This window comes from Synechococcus sp. PROS-U-1, from assembly GCF_014279755.1.
GTDB lineage: Bacteria > Cyanobacteriota > Cyanobacteriia > PCC-6307 > Cyanobiaceae > Parasynechococcus.
In genome coordinates, this window is record NZ_CP047951.1 from 1,946,469 (window position 1) to 1,959,405 (window position 12,937).

Consider the following 12,937-nt stretch of genomic DNA (forward strand, 5'->3'; position numbering starts at 1 on the left):
CCAAGGACGCCGATGTAGCTCAGCCGGTAGAGCAACGCTTTCGTAAAGCGTGGGTCGCCTGTTCAAGTCAGGTCATCGGCTTCACATCATGCTCGCAGTGGTTTCAGCACTGGTTGGTTGCATTTTTCAGTGATGCTCCTGCAGATTGAATCAATCCACCTGGTGGCAACACATCAGGCAGCATGGCCGAATGGGCTAATTGCAAAGTGCAGCAAGGCCAGGAATGATGCATAGCTGTTCACCCGTCTGCACTGTTCCATCAGCCAGCAATCCCCAAGGAACGATCCAATCCTGAGGAGATACAACATCCAGAACCCCATGGGCTTCGGGATTGGGAATAAAGATCACGCGCCTTTGCTTGAGCTTCAGACGATCACGCAGCCAGGAGGTATACACCTGAGATTCGAGTAGTTGCTGATAGGACCCATCACGAATAATTTCCTCAAAGCCCTTTGCCACAGCATCAGCCAGTTTTTTGTTATTTGGGCTGACATAAAAGAAACCCGCAAATGGATAAGCCACCAGGACATTGGGATCAAGAACCAGTTCATCGGAAAAGCGACTCACAACAGACTGTTCACCTTCAATTTCCGCCACACCACGCAGCAGTAGATCCACCCTCTGCTGATCAACCAGTCGAAATAAATTGTCTCCTGCTGTTTCAAACGTTCTCAGCCCAGCCGCATCAAAAATATCCAGCTCACTCCATCCGTGGCCTTGCAGCAGGGTCAGTTCCCGTAAGTCGATCAAGTTGTCGACAGAAGCCAACTTGGGCAAGCGCTTGTCGTGGGTCCAACCGACGCGAAGGCCCAAGACTCCTCCGGTAATAGGAATCGGTATCGCCCGCAGACGCCTATTCAATGCTCGACCTGCGCCATAGGCACCGATGGTGATGGCGTGGGGGTTCTTATCTCCCACCAGCTGACCAGACGCCAAAGCATCAATGGCTGCATCTTGCGATAGATCTTCAGCGGTTAAGCCAAAGTCAAAGTCCACACCGCTGCGCTCCATGATCAAGCGCAACAGCTGCGTTTTAAATTCACGCTCCGTATCGCCGAGATCACGACCAAGAACAACCGGAAGAACACCATCGGGAATGGCCTGCACTTCGATCGGCGTCAACAAATGTTTGTTATCGAGACGAAGACGGCCTTCCGAAAATTTAGGACGGATGGCTAGAAATGCCGCCACCACCACCAACAGACTGATGCCAACCGAAGCGAGTGTTTGCGAGCCAAAGCGAGGCAAGGACATCAGCTTGAGGGGATGATCAAGTAGACACCAAACAAGGTAAAGGCCAAATAGCTTGGCAACAGAAAACGCCGCAGAATCCCAGACACACGCTGCGAGTACTGGCACAAGTGATTGTCAATAACCTCATCCGCACCAACCACATAAAGGATACCAAGAAAAATAATAATCTGAAGATTGCCGATAAATCCACTCATGGCTGTCACAGGCAATTTTCCAGCAATAAAGACGTAATTACCACCTGCGGAAACAACCGCCGCAAGGATTAGATCATCGCGACTGCGACTGATCAGCAAAGCCATGCAGCACAGACCAACAGCAAGAATGTATCCAAGAAAATCAGGTGTAAACCACAGCAGGCTCACCCGTTCCAAATGCATCTGAAACACCACCGTGCGCTGGCGAATCAAAGACAATCCGGTCTCAATCTGAGAGCCAAGATCACTCATCAATGCCACCTGGGAGGGGAAGGCCTCGGCATCATGCAGCAACCATCCAGGAAGAAATAAACCTGGACTCAGAGAAAAGCCATTGAACGGCACCACCTCCAAAGTTGTTTGGTTCAGTGGATCAAGAAAGCCAACCTCAACCTTTAAATGCTGGTTATCAAAGGGGTAGCGACTCAACTGCCAGCGCTGAACCACCTGGGTGCGAATGCGGTACAGACTCCAGACACGCCCATCATCACGGGCCTCTCGGCGCACCAGTTCAAAACGCTGCACATCGCCGTCATAAATGCCATTCAGTACGGTCAGGGAATCACTGGGATTCTGCTCAGCAGGACCAGACCAAATCGACCACAAAAAAAGTTGTACGGAAAATCGATTTTCCAGAAGATCAATATCAGTCAGATTCGTAATGTAAGCGCCAACTTGCAACACTCCTGGCGGCCCAAACTGATCTTCAGGCACATCAACCAGTGTTTGAGACAGCCTGTCCCAGTCAAAAACCGGAGGGGATGTCGTTGCAGGCAGCGACGAAGACTTATTCAGAAATGGGTGGAACAACATGCTCATCACAAGAGCCGCTGCCACCAATGGGATCAACCAGCGAATGCGACGGGACGAGACACGCACGTCCGGCTTCAGAGAACTCAATGCACGATGACAAGGGCAATACTTGAAAACCAGCGCCGTGCACGTTCTGTGATCCTTTCCTCAAGAGGCCCGGTCTTCGAAACAGGCAGCTACGGGAACCCAGCCGCCACCAACCAACGCGACTACTGGCGGGTGGCGTTGCAGCTGGTGAAACGGGCGAAATGGGATTTAGGGATGTTGGTGCTGTTGAGTGCCGTGCTGATCCCGCTCGATCTTCACCTCAAAGACTGGTTGCTGAGCACAAAGGCCGTGGCTGTTCTGGGCATCGCCATGTCGATCTTCATCGGTTTCCGCAACACGCAGGCCATCAGCCGTTGGTGGGAGGCACGAACCCTATGGGGATCCGTTGTGAACAAAAGCCGCCTCTGGGCAGACGGCCTGCGCGGGTTGCTGAACGAGCAGCAATGGCACAGTTCACGAACGCAGCACTTGGTGCAGCTTCAGGTTGCCATCGTCTGGCAACTGAATTTTCAGTTGCGCAACTTCTGGTACCCCGATCTCCATTCGATGCGTCAACAGCTGCTGCTGCAGCTTGGCCTCCCTGCCAACAGCACGGTTCGCAGCCTGTCGGTTCATCGGGTGACAGCTATTCAGCAACTGGCTGAGGAGCAGTGGATCAGCGAGCGGGGCCGCATCCACTTGCTGGAGATCAGTGATGCGATGACCGACGCCGTTGGTGGTCTCGAACGCATCCGCAATACCCCCATACCACCGCCGTACGACCTCTTTGTTCGGGTGATCAATTGGGTGTTCGGAACGCAGTTGCTGCTTTCCTTCAAAAGCCAGGGTTCACCAACCACTGGAATCCTCCTCTTTTTGGGATTCCTGATTGCCGAGCGGATTGGCGCCTACGTGGAAGGGCCCTTCGATCAGGACGGCAGCAGCTTTTCGATGCCACTGAATACGCTCAGTGTGGGAATCAGTGAAGATCTGATGCCAGGCGAACTCGACTACGGCAGGTATCGTCCAAGCCGAAATCCTGTGTTCTGGGATTGATGCAGGACCCAACCCTGATGCGCATCGGATCAGCCCTCAGTGGGTTGCTGATGGTGCTGTTCCTGGTGGTTCATCTGGCCGGTCTATTCCCCGCCCTGATCGCACCGGCGCAGTTCGAGCTGTACGCCACGGCCCTGCATCACCAGCCATGGCTTCCCATCCTGGAGGTCAGCTTGGCCACCACTGCAGCCGTTCATCTGATCTTCACCGCTGCCAAAACGCTGCGGAATCGTCGCGCTGGCAATACAGCTGTGCTGCGCAGCCGTCGCGGTCGACCGATCGAGGCGCTCGCCAGCCGTAGCAAAGTTGCTGCAGGAGTGATCACGCTCGGCTTCCTGACCCTGCACCTGCAACAACTCCGCTGGCCCCGCCCTGTTGATGGTCTCGAGAGAGAGGTGCTGATGAAGGTGCTGCATCAACCCACCAGCCTGCTGGTCTATGGCCTTGGCAGCCTGGCCATCGGGTTGCACCTGCTGCACGGTGCTGAAGCAGCTCACCGCAACCTCGGTTTCCTGACACCGGTCAACGGCCCCAGCATTCGCTGGGGAGGTCGCCTGCTGGCGACCGTGATCGGAGGAGGCTTCCTGCTGATCAGCCTTGGGCTGGCCCTTGGAGAAATTGCATGACTCGAGGTTTGCCTGACCCAAGGATTCCCTCCGGTCCGCTCGCCGATGCCTGGCGACGCACCCGGGAGGGACTGCCTCTGATCAGCCCCTTACGCAAAGGGCAGATGGATGTGCTGGTTGTGGGCACAGGCCTGGCAGGCGCTTCTGCCGCTGCGACGCTTGCGCAGCAGGGCTACCGGGTCAAAGTGCTCAGCTTCCATGACAGTCCAAGGCGGGCTCATTCGGTGGCGGCCCAGGGCGGCATCAATGCCGCGCGTTCCGTGGCGGTCGATGGAGACAGCATCAGCCGCCTGTTCGCCGACACCCTCAAGGGGGGCGATTTCCGAGCGCGGGAAGCGGGGTGCCAGCGACTGGCGGAAATCAGCAGCGGCATCATCGACCAGTGCGTGGCCCAGGGGGTGCCGTTCGCGCGCGAATACGGCGGCAGCCTGGCCACCCGCAGTTTCGGCGGTGCGCTGGTGAGCCGCACCTTCTACGCCCGTGGGCAAACCGGCCAGCAATTGCTCTACGGCGCCTACCAGGCCTTGATGCGGCAGGTGGAGCTGGGTCGCGTCCAACTGCTCACCCGCCGGGATGTGCTCGAGCTGATCACCGTGGATGGAGTCGCCCGCGGGGTGGTGGCGCGCCATCTGCTGAGCGGTGAACTGGAGGTGCACACCGCCCGCACAGTTCTGCTCTGCACCGGTGGCTACAGCAACGTCTACTTCCTCTCCACCAATGCGCTGAAGTCCAACACCAGTGCGATCTGGCAAGCCCACAGGAAAGGTGCGCTGTTCGCCAATCCCTGCTTCACCCAGATTCATCCCACCTGCATACCCAGTGGCGATGTTTTCCAGAGCAAGCTGACGCTGATGAGCGAAAGCCTGCGTAACGACGGGCGGGTCTGGCTGCCGAAACATCCGGATGAGACACGTCCTCCCGATGCGATTCCGGAAAAGGAGCGCGACTACTTCCTGGAACGCCTGTATCCCACCTACGGCAACATGACGCCACGCGACGTCGCCTCCAGGCGGGCCAGGGAACTGTGCAACGCGGGGCGGGGCGTTGGCCCCGGGGGTCGATCGGTGTACCTCGACCTCACGGACGCCATCAAGGCCGAAGGCAAAGGCGCCATTGCTGCGCGCTACGGCAACTTGATGACGATGTATGAGCGGATCAGCGGCGACGACCCCTACAGCAAGCCGATGCGGATCTATCCAGCCCCCCACTACACGATGGGAGGCCTCTGGGTTGACTACCAGCTGATGAGTTCCATTCCGGGCCTCTTCGTGCTGGGAGAAGCGAATTACTCCGAACATGGCGCCAACCGGCTTGGCGCCAGCGCCCTGATGCAAGGACTCGCCGATGGCTACTTCATCGCACCCTCCACGGTCACGGCCTGGCTGGCGGGGACACCAGCGGAGGATGTCCCGACGGACCACCAGGCCTGCCGCGAGGCCCTGGAGAGCACGCGCACCCGAATCAACCAGTTGATCAACAACAACGGCAGCACTTCGGTGGACAGCTTCCACCGGGAGCTGGGGAGCGTGATGATCGACTGCTGCGGTATCAGTCGACATGCCGATGGTCTGCGGGAGGGGCTGAAGCAGGTGAAGGCGCTGGAACAGCGGTTCGATGCCGAGGTGCGGGTGCCCGGCGACGCCTGCGGCCCCAATGCCGAGCTGGAGAAAGCCCTACGGGTCAAAGACTTCTTCGGGCTGGCCCAACTGATGCTGCGGGATGCCCTGGCCCGTGAGGAATCGTGCGGGGCCCACTTCCGCGAAGAGCATCAGAGCGAAGACGGCGAAGCCCGGCGCGACGACGTCAACTTCGCCCACATCGCGGCCTGGGAGCACAACAGCGGCGGCGTGCCGACCCGCCACAGCGAACCACTGCAGTTCACCGCGCTGCAACCCAGCACCCGCAGCTACAAATGAAACTCACCCTGCGCATCTGGCGGCAGACCAGCTCCGACCAACCCGGTGAATACCAGAGCCATCTGCTGGACGACGTCTCCCCCAACCTCTCCCTTCTGGAAGCTCTCGACCAGCTCAACGAACAACTGATCAGCGCTGGCGAGCGGCCGGTGAGCTTTGACCACGACTGCCGCGAAGGCATCTGCGGCAGCTGCGGCTTCCTGGTGAATGGGCAGGCCCATGGACCACGGGCCGCCACATCGGTGTGTCAGCTTTACCTGCGGGAATTCCGGGATGCCACGGTGTTGACGCTGGATCCCTGGAGAGCCCGGGCCTTTCCTCCAATCCAGGACCTCATGGTGGACCGCTCCGCCTTCGACCGATTGATCGCCGCCGGGGGGTACTGCTCCACAGGCACCGGCCAGGCCCCGGATGGCAACGCTCTACCTATCGGAAGGGATCAGGCCACCAGTGCCTTCAGCACAGCCACCTGCATCGGATGTGGTGCCTGCGTCGCCAGCTGCCGCAATGCCTCGGCGAGCCTGTTCGTTGCGGCGAAACTGGCACACCTGGGTCAGCTGCCGCAGGGGCAACCGGAACGGAGCCGCCGAGCCGACGCCATGCAACGCCAGATGGAAGCAGAGGGTTTCGGCAGCTGCAGCAGCAACCTCGAATGCGAGGCTGTCTGTCCGCAGGAGATTTCCGCAGACTGGATCAGCTGGATGCACCGCGAGCAGAGGAGCTGAAGCCGCATGAATGCCCTCACCCGCGCCGGTCTGATCAGCCTGATGATCCTGGCGGTTGCCACAGGGATCTGGCTGAACCGCACCGCCTGGCGGAACCGACGTTTGATCTGGCAGCTGCAGGCTGCAGTCATCGCTGGCGGCGTCGGCTTCATCGCCGGTCGTGTGACCGCTGGCAAGAACTGATCTTGAAGAGCACAAACCATCCAGCCTGACAGCAGATAACGGAGCAGCTAACACTGCCCTTCACTTCAATGCCCCAACAACAATCGCAGCAGGTCTAAAACGATAAATCATCAGAATATTTTTCCTAAGACCCAAAGACGAATCTCTACTGTTTTAAGTATTGATTACAGCCACCACCATGCAAGCCAAGCCTCAACCGGAGCAGATCACCAAAACAGTGGTCGGCATCACGACGGTCTTCATTGGTGGCATCGCCCTTTTATCAACAGTTTTCGTTGTTCCGGCTGGCGAAGTTGGTGTCATGACGACCCTTGGCAAAGTCTCCAATACCCCTCGGGAGCCTGGCCTGAACCTCAAGATTCCTTTTATTCAGTCGGCCCATAATTTCAGCGTCAGGACGCAGGTCATCCCCGAAAAATTTTCGACACTCACAAAAGACCTACAGGTAATCGAAGCCACAGCCACTGTGAAATATGCAGTCAAACCTGGAGAGGCACCCAGGATCTACAGCACAATCGCCACCGACGACTCTGCAATTTATGCAAGGGTCATTCAGCCATCACTGCTGAAATCGCTGAAGTCAGTTTTTTCGAAGTATGAACTCGACACTATTGCCACCGACTGGAACAACATTTCCACCCTTGTGCAAGAAAGCGTCTCCAATGAACTGAGCAAATTCGACTATGTGGCTGTCAAAGGCCTGGACATCACTGGCCTCAAGATCGCCGAGGAATACCGAGCGGCCATTGAACAGAAGCAAATCGCACAACAGCAACTTCTGCGCGCCAAAACAGAAGTTCAAATCGCCGAGCAAGAAGCTCTGAAGTTTCAGACCTTGACCAAGTCGCTGAATGACAGCGTTCTCTACAAGCTCTTCCTCGACAAGTGGGACGGAAAAACAAAGGTGGTTCCACCGATCCGAGGCGGAAATACACCGCCGGTGATTGTTGGGCAATAACGGGATGGATCAGAGCCCAGCGCAGCCGCGGACAGCAGCATGCAGATCCGCAACGGCCTGAGCTCCGCGACCAGCCTTCAACTGTTGCATGACCAGGTCCGCCTGCACGCCCAAGAGCAGCGTCTGACAGGGATAAGCACTGCGAGCGGAAGCCCGCCGCTGCAGAGCTTCCGCCTCGAGCAAGGCCTGTTCACAGAGCTGCTGGTGGCTCGCTTCAAGGCAACGCTGCGCCCGGGCCTGAAAAGCGGCGAGGGACGAGGCCTGGACCGCTGGGGCCGCCATGCCAAGAGCAATCAAGACTGTGACGGAGCGCGCAACCAGGGCTCATGGGGGCGATTTGCTGAGATGATGCCGCAATATCGATCGATCACACCGCCGTGTACACCGACTGGTCCGCCATTGCCCTGCTGCTGTTCACCGCGGTGCCTCTGTTGATCGTCGTGGCGACAGCGACTTACTTCGTGATCCAGAACGACCAGAAAACTCCCTTGGGCTGAGATTCAGCCCCCACGTCTTACTTCGCGGCCCTGGCTGGACAACTCAGCTTGGCCAGTCCTGGACTGTTAAGCGGCTGGTGATTTAGTGGTGCGGATTGCACGGCGGAACTGAGCTGACCGGTTCCGAGACAGACGATGCAGGTTCGGAAGCGATCACCCGAAACACGCTGCATTCCACTGCCACCACAGACGGTGCATGTGCACATGACCCGAAGGATCTGACGATCCAAACAGTGTGGGGCGAAAACCCCTGACCGATCCCGAAGTGATCCTTAAGAAAGGACCGCATTGATCTCTTGATGCGTCAAGTGTTCGAGCAACTCTGTTGCACTGAGCCGCGCATCGGGATCCACCAGCTGGAGCCCCGAGGCCAGGCGTCCGATCACCATGGCTGCATCCATCCCCGCGGCACGGAGCGAGTCCAGACCTGAACTGGCCTCACGTTTGGAGAGTTTCTGGCCACGGGCATCGCGCAGCAACGGCCCATGGCGGAACTGGGGCGGGCGTTGCCCAAGGGCCGCGAACAGAGTGCGCTGGGCCGGCAGTGCTTCCCGCAGATCAGCACCACGAACCACATCAGTGACGCCGAAACTGAGTTCGTCGATCACGGTGGCGAGCTGGTAGGCGATGAACCCATCGGCGCGGCGAAGCACCACATCACCACTCCCATGGGGGTCGTCATCAGCGACCCGCAACCGCCAACTCGGGAGCCGCTGCTGCTGCCATCCCCAGTCATGCCCCGCCTGCCTGCAGATGCCGGGATAGATCGGTTGATCAGCCAGCTCCCGCCGGGAGCAGCGACAGGCGAACAGCCGACCGGAGCGACGCAACCAGGACAACCAGGAGTGATAGACACCACGCCGTTCGCTTTGCACAACGGGAGGTCCATCCCAACGCAGACCCAACCAAAGCAAATCCTTCTGGATTGCCTCGCTCGCACCGACGCGATTGCGCGGCGTGTCGAGGTCATCAATGCGCAGCAACCAGGCACCACCGGCCTGACGTGCCGCCAGCCAGGACAGCAGGGCGGTTTGAAGATTGCCCAGATGCAGCACCCCGGTTGGCGACGGAGCAAAGCGTCCGCGATACCCGCCAGCGGCAGACAAGGCGCGGCCAATCTCCAGATGATGCTTGAGATGGTCCGGAACGGACATCAAAAAAGGCGACCCAACGGGCCGCCCGGACAACAAAGGACGGCTGCAGATCAGCCCTGGACGCGATCTTTGAACATCTTGCCGGCAGTGAAAGCGGGGACACGCTTGGCGGGAATCGCGATCTTTTCGCCGGTCTTGGGGTTCAGACCCTGACGGGCGGAACGCTCACGGGGCTCAAAAGAGCCGAAACCCAGGATGGAAACCTTTTTGCCCTCAACCACGGAGTCGATGATTGTGTCGATGGCGGCGTCAACAACCATGGAGACGTCGGTCTTGGTGAGCTCGGTGCGAGCAGCCACCAGATTCACCAGATCAGCTTTGTTCATTTGAAGGAGAGAGTCGGGGGGCGGGAGACGGCTCAGATACGGCGTAGTGGTCTCGCCGCTGCCTTCCCCAAGCGGCCCAATCGTATGGAGACCAACCGGTTGCTGCAAGCGAAACGTCCTGTGCCGCAACGCTTTAGCAGCTCTGCGCAACATCACTCCACCCACTGAAGGGCACAAGACGCTCCCCACGCAGGGCACCAAGAGCAGCCCCAGAAAGCAGATAGGGACTGGCATCTGGGGGAATCCAGCCCCTGAGTTTGGCCAGACTGTTGAGCTGTCTGGGCCAGTGAAAGGTCCGGGCATGGCGCATGGGTGCGAGCTGTCCTTGAGCCCATGGCGTCAGCAAACGCCCGCAGAACAACAGCTCGTTGGGCGCCGGAGCAAACACCACACAGCTGCCCGGCGTTGGACCTGGCGTCCACAACAGACGCAAACCACTAACGGTGGTGTGCTGGTCGGAGAAGGTGTCCAAAGGCTGAACATTGGGCAATAAATAGGCCTCCTGTTCCTGCACCAGCACCGGCCATCCCAGGCGCTCCTGCAGGCGGCGCAGGCGCCCATGACCTTCACGACTGGTCAGGAGAATCCGCGGGCTTCGCGTTCCCGCCAACTGGCGCAGCGCAGTGAGGCTGGCCTCCGTCAACGGCGGGCAGTCCACCAGCACCGGTTCGGGCTCCAGATCCAGCCACCAGGCGCTGCCGCCCTGGCTGTCGCGGTTGGGTGGAAACAACCAGAGGTCGTCGCGCAGCTGCTGCGGTGGCCGACCGGCCTCAAGTGTGGTGGTCATCGCCATTGGTTCAAACAACGGACCAAACCACTAGTTTGAAGTTGAGATGCCCCAACAGGCCTTGAGTGGCATTCACCCTGGTTCCCCCTGGCCCCTCGGCAGCAGCCTCACCAGCAGGGGGGTGAACTTCGTGTTGGCGGCACCCGGGGCCGACCGGATCGAACTGCTGCTTTACAGCAACGGCAAGGACCGCAGCCCAGAGCGGGTGATCGAACTGGATGGTCGACGTCACCGCTCTGGCGACTACTGGCATGTCGAGGTGGAAGGGCTTGGCGAGGGCTGCTGTTACGGCTATCGCGTCTTCGGCCCGCTGGCTCCGGGAGGCCACGGCTTCCGCCCCTCCAAGGTGCTACTGGACCCCGCCGCCCGTGCTATCAGTGGCTGGGATGTCTATGACCGGGTGCTAGCCACCGGCCCCTCACCCAACGCCCACGCCTGCCTCAAGGCGGTGGTCTGCGAACGGGATCTGTTCGATTTCCAGGCCCATCCCAGGCCGCGCCAGAGCTGGCAACGCACGGTGATCTATGAGCTGCATGTGGGGGGCTTCACCAGCCGCGAGGATGCAGGAGTTGCCGTCGAGCACCGCGGAACATACCTCGGACTGATCGCGAAGCTGCCCTACCTCAAAGAGCTTGGCATCACAGCTGTTGAGCTGTTGCCGGTGTTCTGTTTTGACCCTGCCGATGCTCCTCCCGGGCGCGACAACGTGTGGGGCTACAGCCCCCTGAACTGGTTCACACCCCACCACGGCTACTGCACCAGTGGCGACCCGCTGCAGGCCCGACATGAAGTGCGCCAACTGGTGGCCGCCTGCCATGACGCGGGCATCGAAGTGCTGCTGGATGTGGTCTACAACCACACCACCGAAGGCAACCTCCATGGCCCGACGTTGAGCTGGCGCGGCTGCGCCGACAACCTCTACTACCACCAGAACGAAGTTGGCGATTATCACGACGTGAGCGGCTGCGGCAACTCGATCGCCGCCAATGCACCCATCAGCACCCAGCTGATCCTCGAGTCGATGCGCTGCTGGGCTCTGGAGCTGGGGGTGGATGGCTTCCGCTTCGACCTGGGCATCGCCCTGAGCCGCGGCGATCAACTCAAACCCCTCAATGAACCGCCCCTGTTTGCGGCGATGGAGGCCGACCCGCACCTGAGCGACCTCAAATTGGTCAGTGAACCTTGGGACTGCGGCGGCCTGTATCGACTGGAAGACTTTCCCGCCGAGCGGATCGGCACCTGGAACGGCCATTTCCGCGATGGGGTACGGCGCTTCTGGAAAGGGGACGACCACAGCACCTGGACCCTGGCCCAGCGGTTCAAGGGCAGCCCCGATCTGTATGACGGCAAGCCCGTCGCCTTAGGGCGTTCGGTGAACTTCATCACGGCCCATGACGGCTTCACTCTGGCGGATCTGGTCAGCTACAACCGCAAACACAACCTGGCCAACGGCGAAGACAACCGCGACGGCGAGAACCACAACAACAGCTGGAACCACGGCATCGAAGGCCCCAGCAGCAATCCCCTGGTGCAAACCCTGCGTCGACGCCAGCAACGCAACCTGCTCAGCACCCTGCTGCTGGCCCGTGGCGTACCGATGCTGCTGATGGGCGACGAAGTGGGGCGCAGCCAGGGGGGAAACAACAACAGCTGGTGCCAGAACAGCCCGCTCGGCTGGATGGTCTGGGATGAAGACCACTGCGACCTGGACCTCAAGCAGTTTCTGCAGCGCCTGCTGCGCCTGCGCCAGGCCCTGCCGCAGCTGTTCAATCCTCTGGTAGCGCCGCGGGAAAATCACCGCAAATCAGCGCAGCAGCAGAGCGATCTTTGGCGTCAATGGCACGGGGTCAGCCTGGCCAAACCGGATTGGGCGGCCTGGAGCCGCACCACGGCCACAAGTCTCCACAGCGCCAGCCGCGGCGCCCTGCTCTGGATGGGCTTCAACGCTTACAAGGAGAGCCTCAGTTTCGAGTTGCCGATCCCGGCATCCCCCTGGAAGCGGGTGATCGACACCTCTTTGCCCAGTCCAAAGGATTTCCCAAACCAGCCCGCCAGCTTCAGCGGCGTGGAAATTCCTTTGCAGAGCAGGAGCTTCATGCTGTTGCTTGCCGAGGAGGAAACCTCTGGGCTTCGTTTGTGAGCAGAGCGGGTGACGGGAATCGAACCCGTGTCATCAGCTTGGAAGGCTGAGGTCTTACCATTACACAACACCCGCAAGAAATCTTTAAAGATTTCGTATGCAGAGCTTTGCTTTGCTGGTCGATGCTAGCAGCTCGACCTCCCAAAACATGCATTGGATCTTCACAGCATCAAGCAAAGCCTGATCAATCGTTTTCTTGGCTTCAAAATTATTTACGCCGCACAAGAATCCATAAAAAATTAAGGCGGGAAAAGTTTAGTCAAGCAAGCCCTAGCTGGGAT

13 protein-coding genes and 2 tRNA genes are annotated in these 12,937 nt (G+C 59.3%); 8 read left to right on the forward strand and 7 right to left on the reverse strand.

Features of this window, described 5'->3' with window-relative positions; translation table 11 throughout:
- The first annotated feature begins 8 nt into the window (after positions 1 to 8).
- A tRNA-Thr gene (locus SynPROSU1_RS10750) sits at positions 9 to 81 on the forward strand.
- A 114-nt stretch (positions 82 to 195) separates the two neighbouring features.
- On the opposite strand, the gene SynPROSU1_RS10755 is transcribed toward SynPROSU1_RS10750, so the two are convergent.
- Together SynPROSU1_RS10755 and SynPROSU1_RS10760 are read right to left on the reverse strand one after the other, a co-directional pair.
- The gene (locus SynPROSU1_RS10755; protein ID WP_186570494.1) at positions 196 to 1,254 is read right to left on the reverse strand and encodes a hypothetical protein; all 1,059 of its coding nucleotides are present in this window, start codon (positions 1,252 to 1,254) and stop codon (positions 196 to 198) included.
- Positions 1,254 to 2,285 (reverse strand): hypothetical protein, encoded by a 1,032-nt coding sequence (locus tag SynPROSU1_RS10760; RefSeq protein WP_255444650.1) that lies wholly within the window; start codon positions 2,283 to 2,285, stop codon positions 1,254 to 1,256. The genes SynPROSU1_RS10755 and SynPROSU1_RS10760 overlap by 1 nt, the downstream gene beginning before the upstream one ends.
- Before the next feature lie 69 nt (positions 2,286 to 2,354).
- Between SynPROSU1_RS10760 and SynPROSU1_RS10765 the strand changes: the two genes are divergently transcribed.
- The 6 genes from SynPROSU1_RS10765 (at position 2,355) to SynPROSU1_RS10790 (ending at position 7,752) form a co-directional block, all read left to right on the forward strand.
- Positions 2,355 to 3,344, forward strand: a complete 990-nt coding sequence (locus SynPROSU1_RS10765; RefSeq protein WP_186570495.1) for a bestrophin family ion channel — start codon at positions 2,355 to 2,357, stop codon at positions 3,342 to 3,344.
- Positions 3,344 to 3,970 (forward strand): succinate dehydrogenase cytochrome b subunit, encoded by a 627-nt coding sequence (locus SynPROSU1_RS10770; RefSeq protein WP_186570496.1) that lies wholly within the window; start codon positions 3,344 to 3,346, stop codon positions 3,968 to 3,970. Before SynPROSU1_RS10765 ends, SynPROSU1_RS10770 begins: the two co-directional genes overlap by 1 nt.
- Positions 3,967 to 5,886: a fumarate reductase/succinate dehydrogenase flavoprotein subunit gene (locus tag SynPROSU1_RS10775; protein ID WP_186570497.1), complete on the forward strand. Its 1,920-nt coding sequence runs from the start codon at positions 3,967 to 3,969 to the stop codon at positions 5,884 to 5,886. The genes SynPROSU1_RS10770 and SynPROSU1_RS10775 overlap by 4 nt, the downstream gene beginning before the upstream one ends.
- Positions 5,883 to 6,611, forward strand: coding sequence for a succinate dehydrogenase/fumarate reductase iron-sulfur subunit (locus SynPROSU1_RS10780; protein ID WP_186570498.1), 729 nt, complete (start codon positions 5,883 to 5,885; stop codon positions 6,609 to 6,611). Before SynPROSU1_RS10775 ends, SynPROSU1_RS10780 begins: the two co-directional genes overlap by 4 nt.
- Before the next feature lie 6 nt (positions 6,612 to 6,617).
- Positions 6,618 to 6,794, forward strand: a complete 177-nt coding sequence (locus SynPROSU1_RS10785; protein WP_186570499.1) for a hypothetical protein — start codon at positions 6,618 to 6,620, stop codon at positions 6,792 to 6,794.
- 178 nt (positions 6,795 to 6,972) lie between these two features.
- Positions 6,973 to 7,752, forward strand: coding sequence for a prohibitin family protein (locus SynPROSU1_RS10790; protein ID WP_186570500.1), 780 nt, complete (start codon positions 6,973 to 6,975; stop codon positions 7,750 to 7,752).
- 9 nt (positions 7,753 to 7,761) lie between these two features.
- On the opposite strand, the gene SynPROSU1_RS10795 is transcribed toward SynPROSU1_RS10790, so the two are convergent.
- The 4 genes from SynPROSU1_RS10795 to SynPROSU1_RS10810 all read right to left on the reverse strand — a co-directional run bounded on the left by SynPROSU1_RS10795 (position 7,762) and on the right by SynPROSU1_RS10810 (position 10,522).
- Positions 7,762 to 8,034, reverse strand: a complete 273-nt coding sequence (locus SynPROSU1_RS10795) for a hypothetical protein (protein ID WP_186570501.1) — start codon at positions 8,032 to 8,034, stop codon at positions 7,762 to 7,764.
- A gap of 487 nt (positions 8,035 to 8,521) precedes the next feature.
- Positions 8,522 to 9,403 (reverse strand): tRNA glutamyl-Q(34) synthetase GluQRS, encoded by an 882-nt coding sequence (gene gluQRS / locus SynPROSU1_RS10800; RefSeq protein WP_186570502.1) that lies wholly within the window; start codon positions 9,401 to 9,403, stop codon positions 8,522 to 8,524.
- A 50-nt stretch (positions 9,404 to 9,453) separates the two neighbouring features.
- Positions 9,454 to 9,729 (reverse strand): HU family DNA-binding protein, encoded by a 276-nt coding sequence (locus SynPROSU1_RS10805; protein ID WP_006850925.1) that lies wholly within the window; start codon positions 9,727 to 9,729, stop codon positions 9,454 to 9,456.
- A 133-nt stretch (positions 9,730 to 9,862) separates the two neighbouring features.
- The gene (locus SynPROSU1_RS10810) at positions 9,863 to 10,522 is read right to left on the reverse strand and encodes an MBL fold metallo-hydrolase (protein ID WP_186570503.1); all 660 of its coding nucleotides are present in this window, start codon (positions 10,520 to 10,522) and stop codon (positions 9,863 to 9,865) included.
- A gap of 40 nt (positions 10,523 to 10,562) precedes the next feature.
- Between SynPROSU1_RS10810 and SynPROSU1_RS10815 the strand changes: the two genes are divergently transcribed.
- Complete coding sequence (locus SynPROSU1_RS10815; RefSeq protein ID WP_186570504.1) at positions 10,563 to 12,656, forward strand: glycogen-debranching protein; 2,094 nt, start codon at positions 10,563 to 10,565, stop codon at positions 12,654 to 12,656.
- Between the two features lie 4 nt (positions 12,657 to 12,660).
- On the opposite strand, the gene SynPROSU1_RS10820 is transcribed toward SynPROSU1_RS10815, so the two are convergent.
- A tRNA-Gly gene (locus SynPROSU1_RS10820) sits at positions 12,661 to 12,731 on the reverse strand.
- Positions 12,732 to 12,937: the final 206 nt, after the last annotated feature.

Bases quoted from the DNA above. Each gene is read 5' to 3' on its own strand.
- SynPROSU1_RS10755 (WP_186570494.1), bottom strand. From the start codon at position 1,254: ATGTCCTTGCCTCGCTTTGGCTCGCAAACACTCGCTTCGGTTGGCATC.
- SynPROSU1_RS10765 (WP_186570495.1), top strand. From the start codon at position 2,355: ATGACAAGGGCAATACTTGAAAACCAGCGCCGTGCACGTTCTGTGATC.
- SynPROSU1_RS10770 (WP_186570496.1), top strand. From the start codon at position 3,344: ATGCAGGACCCAACCCTGATGCGCATCGGATCAGCCCTCAGTGGGTTG.
- SynPROSU1_RS10775 (WP_186570497.1), top strand. From the start codon at position 3,967: ATGACTCGAGGTTTGCCTGACCCAAGGATTCCCTCCGGTCCGCTCGCC.
- SynPROSU1_RS10780 (WP_186570498.1), top strand. From the start codon at position 5,883: ATGAAACTCACCCTGCGCATCTGGCGGCAGACCAGCTCCGACCAACCC.
- SynPROSU1_RS10785 (WP_186570499.1), top strand. From the start codon at position 6,618: ATGAATGCCCTCACCCGCGCCGGTCTGATCAGCCTGATGATCCTGGCG.
- SynPROSU1_RS10790 (WP_186570500.1), top strand. From the start codon at position 6,973: ATGCAAGCCAAGCCTCAACCGGAGCAGATCACCAAAACAGTGGTCGGC.
- SynPROSU1_RS10795 (WP_186570501.1), bottom strand. From the start codon at position 8,034: ATGGCGGCCCCAGCGGTCCAGGCCTCGTCCCTCGCCGCTTTTCAGGCC.
- gluQRS (WP_186570502.1), bottom strand. From the start codon at position 9,403: ATGTCCGTTCCGGACCATCTCAAGCATCATCTGGAGATTGGCCGCGCC.
- SynPROSU1_RS10805 (WP_006850925.1), bottom strand. From the start codon at position 9,729: ATGAACAAAGCTGATCTGGTGAATCTGGTGGCTGCTCGCACCGAGCTC.
- SynPROSU1_RS10810 (WP_186570503.1), bottom strand. From the start codon at position 10,522: ATGGCGATGACCACCACACTTGAGGCCGGTCGGCCACCGCAGCAGCTG.
- SynPROSU1_RS10815 (WP_186570504.1), top strand. From the start codon at position 10,563: ATGCCCCAACAGGCCTTGAGTGGCATTCACCCTGGTTCCCCCTGGCCC.